The organism is Bradyrhizobium sp. Leo170, from assembly GCF_004296405.1.
In the GTDB taxonomy this organism is placed as follows: Bacteria; Pseudomonadota; Alphaproteobacteria; order Rhizobiales; family Xanthobacteraceae; genus Bradyrhizobium.
The window spans coordinates 1-21311 of sequence record NZ_PSRR01000086.1 but is presented as its reverse complement, the minus strand read 5'-3'; the positions used below and the strand labels follow the sequence as shown (position 1 = coordinate 21311).

The window sequence follows — 21311 nt, the reverse complement described above, 5'->3', positions numbered from 1 at the left end:
TGACGTCGTGGCATGACGGCCAATGGTCGCTATTTGAACTGCCCTTTGGTTTCGGGGATCACGGCTGCCCCGATCAGGTAGATCGCGAAGACCGCAACCGAGAAGATGGCGAGCGACGTCGGAATCGCGGTCGCCTCCGCGCTCACCAGCGACACGAAGGTCGGCATCATGCCGCCGAGCGCAAAGCCAATGTTCCAGGACAGCCCAGTACCGCTCGCGCGCACAGCCGTCGGGAAACGCTCGTTCAGGAAGATCAGCACCGGTGCATAGCCGGCATTGCCGATAAAGGCGATCGCAAGCGCATAGAGCGTGATCTGCGTGATGTCCTTCGTCGCAGCAAGGCCCAGATAGCACAGCGGAAGCAGCACGATGGCACCTGCTCCGACCAGGAGAAAGGTTTTCTTCCGCCCTATCCTGTCGCTTAGCGATCCGATCAGAACAGCCGAGAAGAACGACGAGACGCTGGCGCCCATCAGAATCAGCGACGAGGTCTGGTTCGGGATCGCGTTGATGATCTTCAGGAAGCTCGGAAGATATCCGGAGGTCAGATAGTAGCCCGCTCCGCCGCCGAACGTGATCAGGAGATTGAGCAGCAAGATCCTGCGATACTCCCCTGAAAAGATTTCCTTGACCGGAGCCTTGGGCACCTCTGCCTTACGTGTCGCCTGTTGCCGCTTTAGCTCCTTGAAATAAGGCGACTCCTCAAGGTTCTTGAAGATGAACCAGCCGAGCAAAGAGCTCAGCAGGCCGGAGAAGAACATGACGCGCCAGCCCCACTCCGCGAAGGCTTCACCGGGAAAGATCGAGGACGTGATCAGGAACACGAACGACGCCAGCAGCGCGCCGATCCCGGCGCCACCACCACCCACCAGACCAGACATCGCCCCGCGCCAACTTGCTGGCACGGATTCCGTGCCGATCGTATGGGTCGAGGCCACCACCCCGCCGACGAAGACGCCCTGCACCAGGCGCAGGATCAGGAAGATGATTGGCGCGATCACGCCGACCTGGGCGATCGTCGGCAGCACGCCGAACGCAGCCGTGCTGATGCCGACACCGAAAATTGCGACCAGCATGGCGCGCTTGCGTCCGTGCACATCGGCATAATGGCCGAATACGGCCGAGCCAAGCGGCCGCATCAAGAGCGTGACGGCGAACGATCCATACACTGCGGCGAGCGACAGCGCGGCGTTGCTCGACGGAAAGAACAATGCGCCGACGACCGGCGCGACGTAGAGCAGAATGAACAAATCAAAAAGATCGAGCGCCCAGCCGAGCACCGAGGCGATGATCGCGTTGACCATCTGTCGATTGTCTGCCGACGTCCGCACATTCGCGACCGACACGTCCATCTCAGCCATATTTTCTTCCCCGTTGAAGATTGCCGCGGCGGCTGACGGCCGTCCGCGGCGTTGTTAGCTGCGTTCTTTCGTCGTCAGCGCCCGACGAACTTGGGCGGACGCTTGGCGTTGAAGGCTTCGACGCCTTCCTTGAAATCCTCGGACTGACGCAGCCGGCTGTAGCAATGGCCCTCGAGCTCGATTGCGATCGTGAGCGTCGAGTCTTCGGTGTCGTTCAGGAGCTTCTTCGCGGTGCGCTGTGCCAACGGCGAGAAGGAGCGGAGTTCGTCAACCAGCCTGTCGGTTGCCTTCTCGAGTTCGGCGTCCGGCACGCATTCGGTTGCAATCCCCCATTCGAGTGCCTGTTTCGCCGAAATGCGCTTTGACCGCATCACGATGTCCTTCGTGCGCGTAATGCCGACCATTTTCTGCAGGCGTGCCGACCCGCCCGACCCCGGGATTTGCCCGAGCTTCTGTTCAGGCAGAGCGTATTGTGTGGTCTCGGAAGCGATGCGGAAGTCGCAGGCGAGCGACAACTCGAATCCGACGCCGAAGCAATAGCCGCGATTGGCGACAATCACCGGCTTGGCGCAACGCGCGGGCGCCGCGATATTCCAGGCCAGTTTTGATACATGCTCCGGGCTCGCTTCCATGAAGCCGCCGATATTGCCTCCACTAGAAAAATGGTCGCCCTCGCCCCGCAGCACGATGACGCGAACGCGCGGATCTTCATCGAGCGTCTCAAAGGTCAGCCGTAGCTGGTCGCGCTGCGGCATCGAGACGACGTTATAGGGCGGCCGGCCGAGGATGATGTCGGCGCGCTCATGCGCCTCGTCGATCTCGACCTTGAACCCATCGAGCTTGGCGAGACGGGGGTCGGTAAAGCTGTACGGTGACGGCATGTGGTTGTTTCCTTTCGTTGGTGTCGTGTGATCAGGCTGCATCCGAGGGCGGCAGGCGCTCGGCTTCATATTCTCCGGCTACGAGCAGACGCCGCAGCAGCTTGCCGACCGGCGATTTTGGAATGGCGTCAACAAACACGTAGCGCCGCGGACGCTTGAAATTGGCAAGACCTGAGGTGCGGCAAAACTGCTCGAGCTCCGCCTCGGACACTGGTCGGTTGCGCCTGACGAAGGCGGCGACGATCTTGCCCCACTTCTCGTCGGCGAGACCGACCACCGCCACTTCGGAGACCGCCGGATGCAGCGAGAGGCAGCTTTCGATCTCCACCGGCGAGACGTTCTCGCCGCCGGTGATGATCATGTCGTCGACACGGCCCGTGACGAACAGGTCACCATCGGAATCGACGAACCCGGTGTCTCCGGTAAAATACCAGCCCTCGCGCAGCGCCTTGGCGTCGGCCTCCGGCCGCCGCCAATAGCCCTCGAATGCCTCGTCGCCGGCGAGCAAGGCGATGATCTCGCCCTCTTCGCCCGGTGCGGCAAGTTCGACGGCCGAGCGGGCATTGATCCGCACCACCTTGATATGCTGGTTGATGCCGGCCTTGCCGGCCGAGCCGGGCTTGGCCGGTGCGTTCTGATCGATGGTGAACGTGTAGATCTCGGAGCTGCCGTAATGATTGACGAACAGGTCCGGCTTGAACAGTTCGCTCAACTTCTTGAGCAGACCGTCCGTCATCGAGGCGCCGGCAAAGCCGAGCTTTCGCACGGTCGATATGTCTATCGCCGGGAACGCCTCGTGGTGAACGAGGTCGTGATAAAGGGTCGGCACCAGATAGAGATTGGTGATCTGTTCGCTCTCGATCAGGGCCAGCGCCTGGCGGCTGTCGTAGCGTGGCAGGCAGATGAACGTGCCGCCGATCAGCGACATCGCGAGCAGAGAGCGCACACCCATGGTGTGATAGAGCGGCATCACGCCGAGCGTACGCTCGTTGCGGCCATAGAGATTTTGCGCGACATGCGCGACCGCAGCCGCGCGCTCGGCGCGATGGCGGCGCGGCACGCCCTTTGGTTTCGATGTCGTGCCCGACGTGTAGAGCATGATCGACCATGCATCGGCGCCGACCCGAGGCTCGGCATCCGGGGCGCTGCTTTCCACCATCTCCGCGAAAGCCAGATCTCCGTCGGCATTCATACCGACCGCGATGCGTTGCAAGCCGGCCGCGCGCGTGGAATTTCTCACAGCGTCGGCGGAGACATCCTGATAGAAGACAGCGCAGGCTTCGGCATTTTCGATGCAAAAGTCGAGTTCGTCGGCTTTGGCGCGCCAGTTGATCGGCGTGATTACGAGTCCTGCAAGCTGACAAGCCCAGTGCAGGGTCGCGGCCTCCCAGCGGTTCTGCAGCACGGTGACGACGTGATCGCCGGGTTTCAGCCCGATGCGGTCGAACGATGCTACGAGCGCCGAGATCTTGCCATACCACTGCCGATAGGTAAGGCGAAGCTCGCCATCGACGATTGCAAGCGCATCGGGATCACGCGCGACGCTTGCAATAAAACTGCTGCCGAGATCAAGCATCTGACTTCTCTTGGGTGGTGGTGGCAAGCTCGGCGGCTGCTTCCAGCGCCGCCTTTACGATCGGGGTGTAGCCGGTGCAGCGGCAGAGATGGCCGCTCAGGAGATCGCGGATATCGGCTTCGCTTGGCGCCGGATGCCGGCGCAGGTAATGGTCGAGCGACATCAGGATGCCGGCGGTGCAGAAGCCGCATTGCAGGGCGTGGTTGCGGCGAAACGCTTGTTGCAGGATGCCGAGCCGGTCGGGCGACGGAGCAAGCCCCTCGACCGTCTGGATCTCGCAGCCATCCACCTGTGCCGCCAGCGTCAGGCAGGAGCGCGTGAGCATGCCGTCGACAATGACGGTGCAGGCGCCGCAAACCCCGTGCTCGCAGCCGACATGGGTTCCGGTTGCGCCGATCTGCTGGCGCAGGAAGTCGGACAGTAGCATGCGCGGCTCGGCTTCGGCTTCAACCGGCCTGCCGTTCAGCTTGAAGCGAACCGGATGACGGCCATCGGCGCTGAGACGGGTCATTGCAGCACCTCGCGCACCAGATCGCGACCGATGATCCGCACCAGATCGCGCCGATAGCGCGCGGTCGCGTGCACGTCGTCCCGCGCGTTGAGCTCGTAGGCAAAGCCGTTCAGCGCGTCATCGAGCGCGCTTCGGTCCAGGCGCGGCCAGTCCCGCGCCATCGGGACATCGGCGACGCCGCCGACCGCTAAGCGGACCCCCTTCGGAGTTGCAACCGCCGCACAGGCCACTATGGCGAAATCACCATGACGGCGGGCGACTTCGCGAAATGCGCATCCGCCGCCCGGACTTGGAAACGATACGGCTTCGATCAACTCGTCCTCGGCGCGGGCGGTCGCCATCATGCCAAGAAAGAACTCGCTTGCTGCAACCCGTCGGCGCCGCCGCGCATTGCGCAGATGCACCTCGCCGCCGAGGGCGATCAGCGCGAGCGGCATCTCGGCGCTCGGGTCGGCGTGTGCAAGCGAACCGCAAATAGTGCCGCGACTGCGCGTCTGGACGTGACCGACCCAGGGCAACGCCAGCGCAAGCAGGGGCAAAGTCCGCGCCAGCTCCGGCCATGCGAGCAAGGCGGCCTGGCGCACGCCGGCGCCGATCGTCACCACTCCCGCCTGCTCTTCGATGCGGTTGAGCTCCTTCAGCCGCATGATGTCGATCAGGAGTCTTGGCTTGGCGAGGCGCATATTGAGCATTGCCATCAGCGATTGGCCACCGGCCAATACGCGGGCATTGCCGCCCTCTTTGGAAAGTCCCTCAAGGACTTCGTTGACGGATTCGGCGCGGACATAGTCGAAGGCGGCTGGTTTCATCGTCGCCCTCCAAACAGGCTTGCGAGCTTGCTGAGCAGGGCAAACATCGAGAAGCCGCTTGCAGGCGCTCCACCGCCGGCGTGGCGCGCTAGTGCCGCAAAAAATTGTCCGATGATCACGCGCGTCGCGCCGTCGAGCAAGCGGCCGCCGATGCTGGCCACCTTACCGCCGATCGCTGCGTCATAGCTGTAGCGCAGCCGTGTACCGCCTCTGTCGTCGGGCTCGAGCGTGATCCGTCCCTCGGCGTGACCGAAGCCGAGCGCCCCCTCGGCTTTCCCGCGCAACGTCACCGCATGCGGCGGATCGAGATCAAACAATTGTACATCGGCGCGATAGCGTCCGCTGACCGGCCCGATACCGAGCGTCACGTCGGCGCGGAAATGCGTGTCGGAGACCTTGTGGACCTGCTCGCATCCGGGGATGACAGCCTGCAATGTCTGGGGATCGAGCAGCATCGTCCACACCTGCTCCGGCGCCCCGTTGACGGACGCACTGCCCTCGCCGCGCAGCCGGCGGTCTCCTTCGCGTGTGAGCGCCGCCCTCGATTGTCCCGTCGGCGGTTCGGGCTCCGGACCACGCACCAAATCGGCGAGCTTCGCTGGCACCAGCGGCAGCGTGACGTCGGCAAGGCCCAGCGCATCGGCGACGGCATTGGCGATGCAGACCGGCGTTGACATGCAATTGCCTTCACCGACGCCCTTGGCCCCGAGCGGGGTGAAAGGCGACGGCGTCTCCATATGGATGATCTGTGGCTCAGGGACTTCGGTCGTCGTCGGCAGCAGATAGTCGGCCAACGTTCCGGTCAGAAAGCTGCCGTCAGCGGCATAGGCATATTCTTCACAGAGCGCCGCCCCCAACGCTTGCGTGAAGCCGCCGCGGATCTGCCCGTCCACCATGCCCGGATGCAGGATGGTGCCGCAATCGTGCATGGTCACGTAGCGATCGATACGGGTCTCAAACGTCGTGCGGTCGATCTCGACGCCGCAGAAATCGAAGATGAAGCCGTGGCAGAGCGAGGAATTGATGCGATCCTGATCGTCCGGCGGGGTCAGCTCCGGCGGCGTCCAGAACACGGTTTCGCGGATGGTCTGGCCGGCATCATCAGGCAATGAGCCCGGCGACCAATGGCAGAGCGCCGCGACTCTGGAAAAAGCAACGCGGTTCTCCAGATTGTGCTTCGACGCGACGAAGCCGCCCGCGAACACGATATCTGCCGACTCAACATTCAGTTGGCTCGCGGCGACGCGCGCAAGACGGGCCGCGATCCGCTCAGCCGCCAGCTTGGCGGTGCCGGCCACAGCGGCGGCAAACCGGCTCGCATAGTTTCCGGAGGCGATCGACCAGGCATCCTTAGCGGTATCGATTTCGGTGTTGACGCGAACGTCCTGCGGCTTGAGGCCGAACACGTCGGCCACCACCTGCGACAGCACCGTGCGATGGCCCTGCCCCTGCGGCACGGAGGCGACATGGACCGTGACGCCCCCGACGGGATCAAGCGCGACCGTTGCGGTTGCCTGCGCGCCATTCTTCGGCCCGGCCTTGCGACGTTCCGCCGCCGTAAGCACGGTCGTGATGTAACCCATGTTGGAGACGCTGGGCTCAACGACCGCCGTAAAGCCGATGCCATAAAGGCGGCCTTGCGCTCGCGCCTCATCGCGTCGCGTCCTCAGTTCTGCGAGTTGTCCGTGCTCGACAGCCCTGGCGATCGCCTCCTGATAGTTGCCGGAGTCCAGCAGCGCGCCGGTCGCTGTGCGATAAGGGAAGGCGTCGGCCGGAACGAGATTGCGCTTGATGACATCGAGCGGATCAAGGCGCAGCCCGATCGCGATCCGCTGCACCAGGCGCTCGAGCGCGAAGTAGACTTGCGGTCCGCCAAAGCCTCGGTTGAGGCCGGTCGGCGTCTTGTTGGTGACGACGACGCGGTTGCGCACTCTCACATGGCGGATATCGTAGGCGCCGGTGAGATTGCCGTGCATGCGGTAGAGCGTTGCGGGCTCGGGCGCGCGCAGATGGGCGCCGCAATCCTCGACCTGGTCCCAATCGAGCGCGAGGATCTTGCCATCAGCGGTGACCGCAACTGAAAGCGTCGTGGCGCGGTTGGTCGCCGAGACCGAGGCCGTCAGATGCTCCAGCCGATCCTCGATCCACTTCACGGGGCGCCCGACGGCGCGAGAGGCCGCGCTGATCAAGACGATGTAGGGAAAGATGCCCTGCTTGACACCGAAGCTGCCGCCGGAATCCGGCGGGGTGCGCAGCCGCAGCCGATTGCCCGGTACCTTCAGCGCACGCGAAATCACGGTGTGAATGCTGAAAGGGCCCTGGAAATTGGCGAGGATGTCAAAGGCATTCTCAGCCGCATCATAGGTGGCAATGACACCATAGGTTTCGATCGGCGTGCAGGAGTTGCGCGGATAGCGGATGTCGATTGAAAAGCGATGCGTTGCTTCGGCAAACGCCTGCTCGGGATTGCCGTAGGAAAAACTGCGATCGCTGGCAAGATTGCCGGGAAAGCCATCGTGCAGGACAGGCGCATCGGCTGCGAGCGCCGCCAACGGATCGACCACCGCAGCGCGCGGCTGGTACTCGACATTGATCAGTTCGATCGCATCTTCCGCTCGGGCGCGATCGCTCGCGATGACCACGGCGACGGGCTCGCCGACATAGCGAACCCGCTCGATCGCGATCGGCCAGCATTCCACCGGCGCCTTCACGCCAACGACGAGGCTCGACGTCAGCGCCTTGACCTGCTCGCCGGTGAGGACAGCGGCGACGCCCGGCGCATGCCGCGCCGCCTCGGCGTCAACAGAGACAATATCGGCATGGGCATGTGGGGAGCGCAGGATGGCAGCATGCAGCGTGCCCGGCGGCGTGCCGAGATCGTCGATGAAGCGCCCGCGGCCGGTGAGCAGTGCGGCATCCTCGACGCGTTCGATCGAACGGCCGACCCAAGGCCGGTCTTCAGCCGTGTTCTGATCGACAGATGATGCGGATTGAACCGCGGCCTCCGCCATTCCGACGCTCCTCTCCACTGCGCTCTCCGACGCGGCGTGGAGTAGTTGTCAGAATGTCAGCCATGCGGGCCATACCGCCCGATCTCACGACCTACCAAATCGTCTCATTTGAAAGTGTGCACCGCAATATCAACTTGCAAGGCGCGAGACGTTGCGAAATTCGCGCGGACTGACGCCGGCATGATCGCGAAAGAAGCGGGTAAAATGCGCAGGCTCCGGAAAGCCGAAGCGCTCACTGAGATCGGTGACCGACGTGTCCTGGTGGATCACGGCCTCGAGCGCCCGCTCCATGCGCACCACGTTCAGATAGATCTTCGGCGAAACCCCGAGCGACGATTCAAACAGGCGGAAGAATTGTGCGCGTGACAGCCCTGCTCCCTTCGCGAACTGATCGACATTGGCGCGGGATCCCTCCTGCGCGCGAATGACTTCCGTAGCGCGCCGGATTCGCCAGTCGCAGGTCATCGCATTCATGCCGCGGATTGAATTGGGAAAGCTGCGCCACGGCGTAAAGCGCTCGATCACCGCGATCATCAGGTCCGAGAGGGTCTGCTCATGGTCGCGCACGCAACCCGGGTGCGCCATCATCTCGGTGGCAAGCTGCATCGTAAGCTGGCGGATCCGCGGCGAAACCTCACCAGAAGGCTGATCGAAGAAACCTGGCGCGCCGCTTGCGGCCCAGCCGGGCCGAAACTCCTTCAACCATTGAGGTTCGATATAAAGCGCCAGAATAAGGGCCCGCGGCCGCGCGGGATCGTGAACGTAGGCGTGCGGCTTCCAGCCGTCGACGAGCACAGCGCCGGTGTCCGTCAGCGGATAAACCCGATCTCCCACCAGGAACTGTGTATCGGCGCCTTCGACCTTCAGCAGGACATGGCAATGCGGATGCGCGTGACGCACCAGCGAACGATCCATATCCAGTAGCGCGACCCTTCCGAAGGCGCCATAAGCAATGCGCAGAGCTGTCGACATCCAGGCCTCCCTTCAGACGTAGTTGTTGCTTCGTTTCCCGTCAGCATAGGCCGGATGATCTGTCAATGCGAGAGGCACCCACGGCAAGCCATCGTCGTTACAGAGCAGCATCTCGTGCGGCCAGCGCGCGCTCGCGCAATTGCGTGAGCGTTGCGGTGGGCGTGATCGCTTCGGGATCGATCCTGAGCTCCAATATGGCGGGCTTACGTTTTTCATCGGCGAAGGCCCTGGCCCGCGCAAACGCCGCGGCAAAGTCATTGGTCTTGAGGACCAGCTCACCATAACCGCCAAAGGCCCGCGCGAGCGCGACGAAATCCGGATTATCCAGCGCCGTTGCATGCACCCGTCCGGGATATTCCTTCTCCTGGTGCATGCGGATCGAGCCGTACATGCCATTGTTGACGACAATCGCGATGACGCCGAGCCCATACTGCGCCGCCGTAGCGAGCTCGTTCGCGCTCATCAGAAAGCAGCCGTCGCCCGCAAAGCAGAGAGCGGTGCGTTCGGGATGAGCCAGCTTGGCGGCAATCGCCGCCGGCAGGCCATAACCCATCGATCCAGACGTCGGCGCAAGCTGGGTCCTGAAGCCGCCGTAGCGATGAAATTTGTGCACCCAGATGGCATAGTTGCCGGCACCATTCGAGATGATCGCGTCCGCCGGGAGCACCTCGCGCAAGTGCAGCATCACTGCGCCCAGATCAACCGGGCCCGGCATTGATCCCGGCGTCTGGTCGGAGATGAATTCGGCACGGCCTGCCGCAACCCAGGCCTTCCGCAGCCCGCCCCTGTTTGCCTGCGATCCGCCGGGCGGCCGCAGTCGCGCGACGGCCGCGGCAAACTCCGGCATGCCCGCGTTGACCAGGAGATCAGCTTGATAGACACGGCCCAGCTCGTTCGGATCGGTATGCACGTGAACGAAGCGCTGCGATGGCCGGGGCACTTCGAACAAGGTGTATCCGGACGTCGTCGTCTCGCCGAGACGTCCGCCGATCGCGATGATGAGATCAGCGCTGCGAATGCGCCGGACCAATGCCGCACTTGGACCAAGCCCGGCATGGCCGATGTAGTTTGGATGGCGGTTATCCAAAATATCCTGCCGGCGGAAGCCAGCAACAACAGGCAGATCGAAGATCTCGATGAATGTCTTGAGGTCCTCGCAAGCTCGCGCATTCCACCCGCCACCACCGACGATGACAACCGGCCGCTCGGCGTCCGCTATCATCTCAACAAGGCGCGAGAGCTGATCAGCGCTCGGATGCGCCGCAGCCCGCCGAAACGGCCTCGCATCCGCAGCCACGACCTCCTCGGCCAGCATATCCTCCGGCAGCGAGACCACGACCGGCCCCGGGCGTCCCGAGACCGCGACATGAAAGGCGCGGCTGACCAATTCCGGGATGCGCTCGGCGCGGTCTATCTCCACGACCCACTTCGCCATGCCGCCGAACATCTGACGGAAATCGACTTCCTGCCATGCCTCGCGTCCCAGCATGCCGCGGGCAACCTGCCCGATGAACAGGATCATCGGCGTCGAATCCTGCGCGGCCGTATGAACGCCGATCGCGGCGTGGCTTGCGCCGGGTCCTCTTGTTACGAAGCAGATGCCGGGCTGGCCGGTCAGCTTTCCATAGGCCTCGGCCATGTGGGCCGCGCCAGCCTCATGACGCGTCACGATGGTCCGGATCGGGTTGCCGGCCCCGGCCAGCGCATCGATTGCGGCGAGAAAGCTTTCCCCCGGCAGGCAGAATACCGTGTCGACGCCGTGGATCTTCAGCGTATCGATGAGGATTTCGCCACCGCTGCGCGGGCCTGAGGTCGTCAACATCGATCGTTGCTCACCCGACGATTGCTTGATGACAGAGAGCTGGCCATCGATCATGCCCTACGCTTCCAGGGAATGAGGCGATGTTCGATCTCATCGAGCACGATCGAGAACAGGAATCCGAGCACCGCGATCACGAGAAGCCCGACATACATCGTGTCGACGGTCAGCACCTGCCAGGCATTCCAGATCATGTAGCCGATGCCGTCATTGGCGGCGACCATCTCGGAAATCGCGATCAGGATCAGGCCCATTCCGACCGCCAATTTGACACCGGCCATGATCGAAGGCAACGCTCCGGGCAAGGCGATGGTTCGAAACACCTGCCACCGACTGGCCCGGTAATTGTGTCCGACGTCGAGATAGATCTTGTCGATGTTGGCGACGCCGACCACCGTATTGATGATGATCGGGTAGAACGCGCCCAGCGCGACCATGACCACCTTCGACATTTCGCCGAGACCGAAGATCAAGAGCACCAGCGGGAGAATGGCGCTCTTCGGGATCGGATAGGTGGCGGAGATCAAAGGATCGATCGCCGCACGCAGCGGCCGCGATATGCCCATGGCAAGACCAAGGAACAACGCGGGCACGCCGCCGAGCAGCATGCCGAGCGCGAGGCGCTTGAGACTTGCGATGACATTGGCGCCAAGCTCACCGGAAGCGACCAACGTGGCAAACTGATGAACGATGGCCGATGGCGGCGGAAAGAAGCGCGCATCGAGAAGCCCAAATTGGGCCGCGAGCTCCCAGAGACCCAACAGCACGATGGGCGTGACGACACCGACTACCCTGTCACGGCCTTTGACCTCGGCGCTCATACCTTCTCTCCTTCCGCGTTCTGACGTGCGCGCTGCACCTCCTCGCGCAATTGTTCCCAGATGTGGAAGACGAGATCGCCATAAGAAGGCTTTTGCCGGAGCTCCAGCACATTCCGCGGACGCGGGAACGGCACCTCGAGCACGGCCTTGGCGCGCCCAGGATTGGCAGTCATGATCATGATGCGGTCACCAAGCGTGACCGCTTCGTCCACGCTGTGGGTGATGAACACGACCGTCTTCTTGGTCGCTTCCCAGATCCGCAGCAGCTCCTCATGGAGCAGGAGCTTGTTCTGCTCGTCCAGCGCCGAGAACGGTTCGTCCATGAACAGGATTTCCGGGTCATTGGCGAAAGCTCGCACGATCGACACACGTTGGCGCATGCCGCCGGATAGCTGATTGGGATAGCGGTCGCGAAACCGCCACAGGCCGATCCGCTCGAGCCACGTGTGGACCGTGTCAGACACCTGCGCCTCAGGGACGCGCCGCATGCGCAGACCGTAGGCGGCGTTGTCGAATACCGTCATCCAGGGGAACAGCGAGTCGCCCTGGAAGATCATGGAGTTGACCGGGCGTTTCTCATCCGTCCTGTTGACGGCGACCGTGCCTGAGCTCTGAGTATCGAGCCCGGCCAGGATACGCAGCAATGTGGTCTTGCCACAGCCGCTCGGGCCAACGATCACGAAGAACTGCCCCTGCGGAATATCCATAGTGATGCCGTCGAGGGCAACGAAGCCCGACGTTCCGAAATACTTGCTGACACCAGACAGCGAAAGCTGTGGTGTCGACGACACCAGCTCCGGCCGGCCTTGTCTACTTAACGTGCTCGCAATAGCCATGACGTATCCCTGCGATTTGCCGTTAGTTCTCGACCGGCTTGTAGGAGCCAAGCTTCTGCACCGCCTTCTCGGCGAATGAGGAATCCACGACGTCTTCCACTTTGGCAGGCCGCTCAAGATAGCCGTTGTCGGCAAAGAACTTCAGATCATCGGCCATGCTCTTCACATTGACCTTGCCGTCGGGATCGATGCCATTTGGCACCATCTTCTGAAACAGGTCGGGATCCTTGAGACCCGTGCTCTTCATAATGGTCTGGATCACCTTGTCCGCGCCCTTGCCCGTGAATTTTCCGCCAGCGGTGGCATCGTTATAGACGCGCGCCGCCTTGAGGTAGGCAATCATGAAGCGCTCGGCGACGGCCGGACGCTTGGCGATGAAGTCACCGCCATAGAGCAGCACGGCAACCTGCTGATCCGGATAGCCATCGGCGACGAATTTCACGGCGACGCCGCTATTGATGGCCTGCGTGACCGACGGCTCCGTCGTGATCGCCGCATCGATTGCACCGGTGGTGAAGGCTGCGATCTGCTGGGGATAGTTGATATAGTTGTGCGTTACGTCCTTGTAAGCGAGCCCTGCGCTGCCCAGGATGTGGCTGAGCTTTGCGTTGGTCGCTGCACCCGGACCAACCTCGCCGAATTTCATTCCCTTCAGGTCCGCAACAGTCTTGACGCTGCCGTTGTCGACCAGCGCCTTGCGGACGAGCAGCGGCATGTAGTCGTAAGAGCGCGGCGTGGAGCCCTTATCGGCAACGACCTTCACATTGATGCCGCGCGCCACCGCATTGTAGAGCCCTGCGGAAGACGCTCCTGCGCCAACGTCGATCTGCCCTGCGCCCAGCGGCGCAATCATCTTCGGTCCGGAATCGAAGCTGATCAGCGTGACGTTGAGATTCTGTTTGGCAAAAAACCCACGTTCCGCGGCAAGATGAAAGACAACATCGCTGACCACGTTGTTGATCGCGACCTTGACCTCGTCGGTTTTTTCTGCCCGCGCCGGCATCATGCCCGATGCCGCGACCGAAACGACAACCAAGCTCGCGCGAATTATCCTAGAGAACATCCACCACCTCCCAATGTTTATCTGCTACCGTCCGTTCTGCGGACGCTTCGTTGTCAATGTGCTCGGATCAACCTCTTGCCTATCGCGCCCGTGCAAGAACGCGGGAGAGCGCGGCATTGGGATCCTTTTGCAGGACCTCGGCGAGGTTGACCTCCTCCTCGCCCTTGACATGGATCCGCTTGAAATCGAACTCGGGCGCGCCGACCGGCACCGTCGCGTCGAACCCCATCTTGGCGCTGATCCCGTTGCTCGTGGTTGGATCGAGCTTGGAGCCGAGCGCACCGGAAACCACCAGAAGATCGCGGTCGGCCTGGAAACGTGTCGCCACCGCCCACTCGATCTCCTCGGGATCACCGATGTTGACGTCCCTGTCGACGACGACGACCTGCTTGATGTCATAGTGGGCGCCGAAGGCAGACATGATGATGTTCTTCGGCTCGCCGTCGGTGATCTTGTCGATCTTGACGGCAAGGTGATAACGACAGGTGCCGCCGCGGGTAAGGCGTACATCGAGCACGTTCGGAAAACTGCGCCGCAGATGCTGCAGCAGCGTCGCCTCGCGCGGCACGCCGCCGAGAACGAGATGCTCGTAGCCACCGCCGACGATGGTATGGTAGATCGGCTCGGCGCGGTGAGTGACCAGATCGACCTCGATCACTTCGCGATCGGCGCGCGGTCCGTAGTATTGGGGAAATTCGCCGAATGGCCCTTCCGGCTCACGAACCCCGGGGAGAATTCGACCTTCGATCACGATCTCGGCGTGGGCGGGAACCCGGACGGAGTTGGTCTTGCACTTCACAACGTCGACGGGACGACCGAGCAGCGCCCCGGCAATCCCCATCTCGTCCTCGTCCAGCGCAGCAATCGCCTGCGATGCCAGAATCAAGGCCGGATGAACCCCGATGACGATGGCGATCTCCAGCGCCTCGCCTGCTTCCTCGGCCGTGCGGAAGTAGGAAAGTGTATGCCGGGGCAACAGCAGAATGCCGATGCGGTTCGGACCGCTGATCTGGCAGCGATGAATCGACACGTTCTGAATGCCGTTGCGCGGATTGCGCGCGATCAACAGTCCCGCCGTGATATAGGGGCCGCTATCGCGCTCGTTGTGTTTCGGGATCGGCAACTGCCGGATCAGGTCGACCTCGTTATGGACGACCTCCTGCACCGGCCCGCTTGTCACTTCCAGGCTCGGAAGCGGCGCACGCGCCGCCGCAAGGAAATGCGTCAACAACTGCTCCTCGCTGACACCGATGGAATCGGCCACCCAGTCACGGCCCGCGAACAGATTGGCGACCACCGGGATGTCGTGTCCGCCGGGTTTTGGAAACAAGACGGCGCGGTCGCGCTCAAGCCGCTTCGACACGGCAGCAAGCTCATCGACCAGCCCTACTCCCTCGCGGGCGACGGCGAGCTTGCCGCGCTTGGCGAGGTGAGCGAGCCACGCGCGCAAATCACTCGGCGCCTCCGCCGCAGCGGTTCTGGCCAGGTTCTCGGTCCGCATGTTGCGATCCTTTCCGTGGTCTTCTTCAAGCATAGGGAGCAATTTTTCGTGGCGAACGACGCTTCAATGCCTCATCCTCGCCCCAGCGGCGCACCACGCCGATGTCGATGTCGAACAGGTCGAGCACACGCCCGACCGTATGCTCGACCATGTCGTCCAGGCTGTCGGGCTTGGCATAGAACGCCGGCACCGGCGGCGCGATGATCGCTCCCATCTCTGAAAGCGCGGTCATGGTGCGTAGGTGGCCGGTGTGCAGCGGCGTCTCGCGCACCATCAACACCAGCCGGCGACGCTCCTTGAGCACGACGTCGGCGGCCCTGGTCAGGAGCGTCGTGGTGACGCCCGACGCAATCTCCGACATTGATCGCATCGAACACGGCGCGACGATCATGCCTGCCGTGCGAAACGAGCCGCTGGAGATCGAGGCTGCCATATCATCGATGGGGTGACTAAAATTGGCGAGCGCCCTCACCTCGGCAATCTTCAGGTCGGTTTCATAGGCGAAGGTCTGTTCCGCCGCCTTCGACATCACCAGGTGCGTTTCGATACCGGCGTTGCGGAGCAATTGCAGCAAGCGCACGCCGTAGACGACGCCGGAGGCACCGGAAATGCCGATAATCAGCCGTGAGGGCGTCCGATCCTGCATGATGCTTCGCTTCTGCTCCCTGGTGCCGCGACGCAAGTGACGCCAGGCGTCGCGGCCATCGAAATGAATGTTGTTTGCCTGGGCGGCGCGAAATAATGATTGATGATTAACTCGATCATCCAAAATGATGCCTAACGGCAACCGGCAACACCGGCGCGGACAGGAAGGAAACACCAATGGAACTCAGGCAGATGCAATACTTCCTTTGCCTGGCGGAAGAGAGGAACGTGACCCGCGCAGCCCGCCAGCTCAACATCGTACAGCCGGCACTCAGCATGCAGATCGCCAAACTTGAGGCCGAGCTTGGCCAAAAGCTGTTCGAGCGGAGCATCAACGGAATGACGCTGACGGTCGCCGGCGAAGCGTTCTCGCGGCTCGTGTTTCCTATCGTGCGCGACGTCGAATATGCCAAGCAGGAAATGGCGCGGCTCAACGGCCGTATTTCCGGCCGGGTGTCGGTCGGACTGATTACTTCGGTGGCGCAGAGCACGATGGCGAGTTCGTCCGCAACCGTTGCTCATCTCTATCCGGAAATCACGCTCTCGGCCTGCGAGGGATACACGGAAACCTTGACCGACTGGGTGAATTCCGGGCAACTCGACTTTGCGCTGATCAACGTGCCACGCCGGCGCGTTTCGCTCGCCACGCACCATGTGATGGACGAAGAGATGGTGTTCGCCTGTCGAAAGGATGCGCCGATCAAGCCACCGACGAACCTGCGTTTCGGGCATCTCTCCGAGTTCGACCTGGTCATGCCATCGAAACGGCACGGCCTGCGCATGATCCTGGAGGAGCATGCCACCACAGCCGGCATCGAATTGAAGCCGAGACTGGAGCTCGACACCCTGCCCGCGGTTTGCGACGTGATCGCGACCACCAATCTCGTGACCGTGCTGCCCACGATTGCACTTCAACAGTCCCTGGCGGACGGCAGGGTGAGGGCGCACCGCTTCGCCGAACCGCGCATCGTCCGATCGATCGCCTGGGTTCATCATCCGCGCCGAATGGTGTCCGCCGCCGCCAGAGCCGTGCTGGACATCATTCGCCACGACCTGCTCGAGGCCGCAACATCGGCAAGCAACTATGTGCAGCCGGCTTCCGGAGATACCGCGAGGCGCCGAGCTATACGGCGCGCCAAGTCGCGGTAGCCATCCTGCCGGCAATCATCAGAAGCTATCGCGGTCATCATCCCTAATTATTTGCGGTGATGACGAGACGCGTCCTATGAGAGATGCGGTCACGCAACCAAGGATGCTTTCTCATGACGGGCGATCTTCGCCGCTCCTCACCGCGCGCGCAAGCCTGGGGTGCCGGCAGCGGAACAAGCCCCGAGGCTCGCTTGCGTCAGCGTTTGCCCACGCTGGATGACATCGAGCGCCGCGCCCGCCGCCGTATCCCGCGCTTCGCCTTCGATTTTCTCGAGGGCGGAACGGGTGACGATCTGAACACGCGGCGCAATCGACTGGCGCTGGATGCGGTGGAGTTGGTCCCCCGCTACGGCAAGCCTGGTCCCGTTAGCACTGAGGTTGAGCTGTTCGGCGTCCGTTGCGCCGCGCCGATCGGCATCTCTCCTGTGGGAATCGACGGCATCATCTGGCCCGGCGCCACGCGGATTTTCGCAAGTGCAGCCGGCAAGGCAAGGATTCCTTATATTGCCGGCACGCTCGCCACCGCCACGATCGAAGACGTCGCCGAGCTTGCGGGTCCTTATGCCTGGTTTCAGCTCTACGGACTGCCCGCCGACGACCACGCCGTCACCTTCGATCTGATCAAGCGGGCGGACGCAGCTGGCGTGCGAGTGCTGGCGGCGACGCTGGATGCACCGGTTCGCTCCAAGCGTCCTCGTGATCTGCGCAACGGCCTGGTGGTCCCATTTCGTCCCACGCCAAGAACCATCTTGGACGTGGCTCTGTCGCCGCCGTGGCTGCTTGCGCTCGCCACAGCGGGCACGCCGACCTTTCGCAACATGGAGCGTTACGTCGAAAAGCCGCCGACGCTGGCGAAAACCGCCGGCTTTGTACAGAGCCAGATCAAGGGCACGTTCTCCTGGGATGTCATGAAGCGGATGCGGGATGCCTGGTCAGGCGCGCTGGTCGTAAAAGGTGTCATTCATCCCGATGATGCCGAACAGGCGCTTGCAGTGGGAGTGGATGGCATCATGGTCTCCAATCATGGTGGTCGCCAGTTCGATGCTGCGCCTGCTGCGATCGACGTCCTGCCCGCTATCGTTGCAAGAGTCGGGACGAGAGCCACCGTCCTGTTCGACAGCGGCATACGATCGGGCCTTGACGTCGCGCGCGCTATCGCACTCGGCGCCAGCGGCACATTTGCGGGGCGCGCATTCCTTCTCGGGCTCGGCGCACTCGGTGGAGGAGGCGCAGCCTATGTCGCTGGACTCTTGAAGGAAGAGCTGGAGACCGCGATGGGAAAGTTGGGCGCGCCATCGCTCGACGCGCTCGCGCAACTCACGCGCCGCCACCGCGGCGCCTTTGACTTTACCTGACTGAAGGGGAGACAGCGTTGTGCACATCATCGCGACGGGAGACATGCTGACGAACGACCTTGGCGACCGTCTGCGCGCAATCTTGGGCTCCCAAGGCCTGGTCGAGCCGAATGCTGAGTTCGAGCGCTATTGTATTTCTTTCGACGGCGCGTTCCGGGGACCCGCGCAATATGTCGCGCGCCCCTCCTCCACTGCCCAAGTTTCTGCAGTCGTGACCGCATGCCGAAAGGCAGGCATTTCGATGGTACCTCAGGGCGGCAACACCGGCCTGGCGGGCGGTGCTCAGCCAGTCGACCCCCGCAGCGTGATCATTTCGCTGGAGCGGATGCGCGCCCTACGCGCGGTCGACCCGCAGAACGACACCATTACGGTCGAGGCAGGGATGCCGCTCGCAGAGGTGCAGACGCATGCAGTTGATGTCAACCGGTTGTTTCCGCTCAGCCTCGCATCCGAAGGATCCTGCCAGATCGGCGGCAACCTTTCGACCAACGCCGGAGGAACGCAGGTCCTGCGCTACGGCAATATGCGCGCTCTGACGCTCGGGCTCGAAGTCGTTCTTCCCGACGGCAGCATGTGGAGCGGGCTGCGGGGCTTGCGCAAAGACTCGACCGGCTATGATCTCAAACAACTCTTTATCGGAGCCGAGGGCACGCTCGGCATCATCACGGCCGCCACGCTGCGGCTATTTCCGAGACCACGAGACATCGTCACGGCTTTCGTTGCTGTCCCAACGCCGGTGGCGGCACTTGATCTCCTCCACATCGCCCGCAGCCACGTCGGGGAGAGCCTCAGCGCGTTTGAGCTGATGCGGCGCGAATGCATGAAGTGGGTCTTGGTGGCGCTGCCGGAAGCGATCTGACCGTTTGCCGAGGAGCACCCGTGGTACGTGCTCATCGAGGCGGCGGGCCATGGCGAACCGGGTACGCTGCGCAGTCCGATCGAGCAATTGCTGTCCGAAGCATTGGAAAAAGGCCTGGTGATCGACGGCGTGCTCGCGGATTCTGAGGCGAAGCGTCTCCGTCTCTGGGCCCTTCGCGAAGGTCAGGCCGAAGCACAGAAAGCGGGTGGTGCCGGCATTAAGCACGACGTCTCGGTCCCGGTGTCGCAGGTGCCTGAGTTCATCGAGCGTGCCGACGCTGCCCTGGCGCACGCAGTCCCGGGCATCCGTCCATTTGCGTTCGGCCATCTCGGTGACGGCAATATTCATTATAATCCGATGCCGCCGCTGGGCATTAGCTCCGGTCAGTTCATTGAACGTCGGAGCGAAATCAACCGGATTGTGCACGACATCGTCGCCGATCTCGGCGGTTCGATCAGCGCAGAACACGGCGTGGGCCAACTCCGTCGATCGGAGATGCTCCGCTACAAATCACGAGCAGAGCTGAACGCGCTGAAGCTCCTGAAGCAAGCCTTCGATCCCCACAATCTCATGAACCCTGGCAAAGTCATCGCGTAAGCCTGCCGAAGCGACGTTTGGCTTTGCGTTTTGCTCGATCCGAGGAGGACTCCTAAGGCTTCAGATCCATATCGATGCGAATGAAGTCGCCGCGATAGGTCACTTCTCCGAGGTAGATGACGCGATCGCTAGCGGTGTTGAAGACACGCCGCACCTCCGCGACCGGAGAACCAAGCGGAATTTCAAGAAGCTTGGATGCTTCGAGATCGGCTGTACCGATCGTAAGTGTCTGGCGAGCGCGGGTTATCTTGGGACTGCGCATAGAAGCCAAAATTGGAATCACGACTTCCCGCCGGAAGCGAGTCGGGTGCTTCTGAAAAACTGCCTCATCGAGAAAAATCGAGATGACGCAGTAAGGCTGCTTCTCGCGATAATGCACGCGCTTCATGTGAACGTAGCGCTCAGCCGGCGTTCCGTCGCTTGCGTTCAGCGCCGGCTTGATATTCGAGGGCTCCGATACATTGATGATCTTTGGCGAGGTGTCCTTATACATCTCCACGAGCTGCGAGAGGCTGGTCTCGACCGGGAGCCAGCGATCCTGCACCGGAGTTTGCGCGACGTAGGTGCCGCTGCCCTGCCTTGCCTCGAGAAGATGTTCATTGACCAAGATGTCGATCGCCTGGCGAATGGTGATTCGCGACACGCCGAATTCTTCGGCCAATGCCTCGTTTGGCGGAAGGCGAGCCTGCTTAGGCCAATAATTGCGAGCGATCCGCTGTCGCAGAATGTCTGCAATCTGCGCGTATTTAGGGGCGTACGTATCCGCGGAAAGCACCATCTTGGCATCCTAGAGCTATAGTTGCATTGTCCTCCAGCGTAGCCAAAAAAACAACAGCAGACCGCAAACTATCCAGCCTGGCTCCTGGAAAGTATGTGGTGCGCCCCCTTCTCGCCGATCATGATCGAAGCAGCGTTGGTATTTGCAGAGGTCACGACCGGCATCACCGAAGCGTCCGCCACCCGCAAACGATCGATTCCTCTTACGCGCAGTTCGGGATCGACCACCGCATCCGCTCCGCCCATGCGGCAAGTCCCAACGCAGTGGAACACCGTGCCGCCATGCATCTGCGCGAACCGCCAGAGCCCCTCTTCGCCCGCGAACTCCGGCCCCGGAAGAACCTCCGATTCCACCAGCCCCCGAAACGACTTCTGGTCAAAAATTTCCCGCAGCATCTGCAAACCCGCCACGACGGTCTTGCGGTCGATGGTCTCTGCAAAATAGTTGGGAACAATGCGGGGCTGATCGAGCGGATCCGCCGACCGACACTGGACGGTTCCTCGCGACTTGGCGTGAGACTGCCAGACCGATGCCGTGAAGCCGGAATAGCGATGCAAGGGCTCTCCCGGCTTGTCGACCGAGAGAGGCATAACGTTGAACTGGACGTCCGGACGGCCGCCGATCGCGTGCTGCGTGCATGCAGCTCCCCCAACTTGCCCCGCACCGACGGTAAGGGCACCGCCCTTGTTGAGGGCCCAGCGCGCGCCCATGGCGGCGAGCTTCACGGGATTGCGTACTTCATCATTCAGAGAAATTGGCCGTCTCAG

The 21311-nt window shown here is 62.4% G+C and carries 18 protein-coding genes and 1 pseudogene; 4 read left to right on the top strand and 15 right to left on the bottom strand.

Annotation, left to right across the window (positions count from 1 at the left end):
- Positions 1-29 precede the first annotated feature (29 nt).
- The 13 genes from CWO89_RS16830 to CWO89_RS16770 form a co-directional block, all read right to left on the bottom strand.
- The gene (locus CWO89_RS16830) at positions 30-1361 is read right to left on the bottom strand and encodes an MFS transporter (RefSeq protein WP_130579899.1); all 1332 of its coding nucleotides are present in this window, start codon (positions 1359-1361) and stop codon (positions 30-32) included.
- A 74-nt stretch (positions 1362-1435) separates the two neighbouring features.
- A complete protein-coding gene (locus CWO89_RS16825; RefSeq protein WP_130579898.1) occupies positions 1436-2242 on the bottom strand; it encodes an enoyl-CoA hydratase/isomerase family protein in 807 nt (268 codons plus the stop codon).
- A 31-nt stretch (positions 2243-2273) separates the two neighbouring features.
- Positions 2274-3818, bottom strand: coding sequence for an AMP-binding protein (locus tag CWO89_RS16820; protein WP_130579897.1), 1545 nt, complete (start codon positions 3816-3818; stop codon positions 2274-2276).
- Complete coding sequence (locus CWO89_RS16815) at positions 3811-4329, bottom strand: (2Fe-2S)-binding protein (RefSeq protein ID WP_130579896.1); 519 nt, start codon at positions 4327-4329, stop codon at positions 3811-3813. Before CWO89_RS16815 ends, CWO89_RS16820 begins: the two co-directional genes overlap by 8 nt.
- Positions 4326-5138: an FAD binding domain-containing protein gene (locus tag CWO89_RS16810; protein WP_130579895.1), complete on the bottom strand. Its 813-nt coding sequence runs from the start codon at positions 5136-5138 to the stop codon at positions 4326-4328. The genes CWO89_RS16815 and CWO89_RS16810 overlap by 4 nt, the downstream gene beginning before the upstream one ends.
- Positions 5135-8149 carry a xanthine dehydrogenase family protein molybdopterin-binding subunit gene (locus CWO89_RS16805; protein ID WP_130579894.1) on the bottom strand — a complete coding sequence of 1005 codons (3015 nt, stop codon included), beginning with the start codon at positions 8147-8149 and terminating at the stop codon, positions 5135-5137. The genes CWO89_RS16810 and CWO89_RS16805 overlap by 4 nt, the downstream gene beginning before the upstream one ends.
- Positions 8150-8278: 129 nt before the next feature.
- Positions 8279-9121, bottom strand: a complete 843-nt coding sequence (locus tag CWO89_RS16800; RefSeq protein ID WP_130579893.1) for an AraC family transcriptional regulator — start codon at positions 9119-9121, stop codon at positions 8279-8281.
- A gap of 97 nt (positions 9122-9218) precedes the next feature.
- Positions 9219-10943 (bottom strand): thiamine pyrophosphate-binding protein, encoded by a 1725-nt coding sequence (locus CWO89_RS16795; protein ID WP_130579907.1) that lies wholly within the window; start codon positions 10941-10943, stop codon positions 9219-9221.
- A 50-nt stretch (positions 10944-10993) separates the two neighbouring features.
- Complete coding sequence (locus CWO89_RS16790; protein ID WP_130579892.1) at positions 10994-11761, bottom strand: ABC transporter permease; 768 nt, start codon at positions 11759-11761, stop codon at positions 10994-10996.
- Positions 11758-12597: an ABC transporter ATP-binding protein gene (locus CWO89_RS16785; protein WP_130579891.1), complete on the bottom strand. Its 840-nt coding sequence runs from the start codon at positions 12595-12597 to the stop codon at positions 11758-11760. Before CWO89_RS16785 ends, CWO89_RS16790 begins: the two co-directional genes overlap by 4 nt.
- A 22-nt stretch (positions 12598-12619) precedes the next feature.
- Positions 12620-13660 carry an ABC transporter substrate-binding protein gene (locus CWO89_RS16780; RefSeq protein ID WP_130579890.1) on the bottom strand — a complete coding sequence of 347 codons (1041 nt, stop codon included), beginning with the start codon at positions 13658-13660 and terminating at the stop codon, positions 12620-12622.
- A 79-nt stretch (positions 13661-13739) separates the two neighbouring features.
- The gene (locus tag CWO89_RS16775) at positions 13740-15161 is read right to left on the bottom strand and encodes a UbiD family decarboxylase (RefSeq protein ID WP_130579889.1); all 1422 of its coding nucleotides are present in this window, start codon (positions 15159-15161) and stop codon (positions 13740-13742) included.
- A 25-nt stretch (positions 15162-15186) separates the two neighbouring features.
- A complete protein-coding gene (locus tag CWO89_RS16770) occupies positions 15187-15807 on the bottom strand; it encodes a UbiX family flavin prenyltransferase (RefSeq protein WP_130579888.1) in 621 nt (206 codons plus the stop codon).
- A 176-nt stretch (positions 15808-15983) separates the two neighbouring features.
- Between CWO89_RS16770 and CWO89_RS16765 the strand changes: the two genes are divergently transcribed.
- The 4 genes and pseudogenes from CWO89_RS16765 to CWO89_RS46965 all read left to right on the top strand — a co-directional run.
- Positions 15984-16955, top strand: coding sequence for a LysR family transcriptional regulator (locus CWO89_RS16765; protein ID WP_130579887.1), 972 nt, complete (start codon positions 15984-15986; stop codon positions 16953-16955).
- 113 nt (positions 16956-17068) lie between these two features.
- A complete protein-coding gene (locus CWO89_RS16760) occupies positions 17069-18310 on the top strand; it encodes an alpha-hydroxy acid oxidase (RefSeq protein WP_130579886.1) in 1242 nt (413 codons plus the stop codon).
- A 19-nt stretch (positions 18311-18329) separates the two neighbouring features.
- Positions 18330-19169 carry an FAD-binding oxidoreductase gene (locus tag CWO89_RS46970; RefSeq protein ID WP_207234501.1) on the top strand — a complete coding sequence of 280 codons (840 nt, stop codon included), beginning with the start codon at positions 18330-18332 and terminating at the stop codon, positions 19167-19169.
- 15 nt (positions 19170-19184) lie between these two features.
- Positions 19185-19766 (top strand): annotated as a pseudogene (locus CWO89_RS46965) (FAD-binding oxidoreductase); the annotation flags it as partial.
- 52 nt (positions 19767-19818) lie between these two features.
- On the opposite strand, the gene CWO89_RS16750 reads toward CWO89_RS46965, so the two are convergent.
- The gene (locus CWO89_RS16750) at positions 19819-20544 is read right to left on the bottom strand and encodes a GntR family transcriptional regulator (protein ID WP_130579885.1); all 726 of its coding nucleotides are present in this window, start codon (positions 20542-20544) and stop codon (positions 19819-19821) included.
- 68 nt (positions 20545-20612) lie between these two features.
- Positions 20613-21311: GMC family oxidoreductase (locus CWO89_RS16745; protein ID WP_245476337.1), on the bottom strand; the 699-nt coding region annotated here is incomplete at its 5' end.

Coding starts and splice junctions, on each gene's coding strand:
- CWO89_RS16830 (WP_130579899.1), bottom strand. CDS start 1,361: ATGGCTGAGATGGACGTGTCGGTCGCGAATGTGCGGACGTCGGCAGAC.
- CWO89_RS16825 (WP_130579898.1), bottom strand. CDS start 2,242: ATGCCGTCACCGTACAGCTTTACCGACCCCCGTCTCGCCAAGCTCGAT.
- CWO89_RS16820 (WP_130579897.1), bottom strand. CDS start 3,818: ATGCTTGATCTCGGCAGCAGTTTTATTGCAAGCGTCGCGCGTGATCCC.
- CWO89_RS16815 (WP_130579896.1), bottom strand. CDS start 4,329: ATGACCCGTCTCAGCGCCGATGGCCGTCATCCGGTTCGCTTCAAGCTG.
- CWO89_RS16810 (WP_130579895.1), bottom strand. CDS start 5,138: ATGAAACCAGCCGCCTTCGACTATGTCCGCGCCGAATCCGTCAACGAA.
- CWO89_RS16805 (WP_130579894.1), bottom strand. CDS start 8,149: ATGGCGGAGGCCGCGGTTCAATCCGCATCATCTGTCGATCAGAACACG.
- CWO89_RS16800 (WP_130579893.1), bottom strand. CDS start 9,121: ATGTCGACAGCTCTGCGCATTGCTTATGGCGCCTTCGGAAGGGTCGCG.
- CWO89_RS16795 (WP_130579907.1), bottom strand. CDS start 10,943: ATGTTGACGACCTCAGGCCCGCGCAGCGGTGGCGAAATCCTCATCGAT.
- CWO89_RS16790 (WP_130579892.1), bottom strand. CDS start 11,761: ATGAGCGCCGAGGTCAAAGGCCGTGACAGGGTAGTCGGTGTCGTCACG.
- CWO89_RS16785 (WP_130579891.1), bottom strand. CDS start 12,597: ATGGCTATTGCGAGCACGTTAAGTAGACAAGGCCGGCCGGAGCTGGTG.
- CWO89_RS16780 (WP_130579890.1), bottom strand. CDS start 13,660: ATGTTCTCTAGGATAATTCGCGCGAGCTTGGTTGTCGTTTCGGTCGCG.
- CWO89_RS16775 (WP_130579889.1), bottom strand. CDS start 15,161: ATGCGGACCGAGAACCTGGCCAGAACCGCTGCGGCGGAGGCGCCGAGT.
- CWO89_RS16770 (WP_130579888.1), bottom strand. CDS start 15,807: ATGCAGGATCGGACGCCCTCACGGCTGATTATCGGCATTTCCGGTGCC.
- CWO89_RS16765 (WP_130579887.1), top strand. CDS start 15,984: ATGGAACTCAGGCAGATGCAATACTTCCTTTGCCTGGCGGAAGAGAGG.
- CWO89_RS16760 (WP_130579886.1), top strand. CDS start 17,069: ATGACGGGCGATCTTCGCCGCTCCTCACCGCGCGCGCAAGCCTGGGGT.
- CWO89_RS16750 (WP_130579885.1), bottom strand. CDS start 20,544: ATGGTGCTTTCCGCGGATACGTACGCCCCTAAATACGCGCAGATTGCA.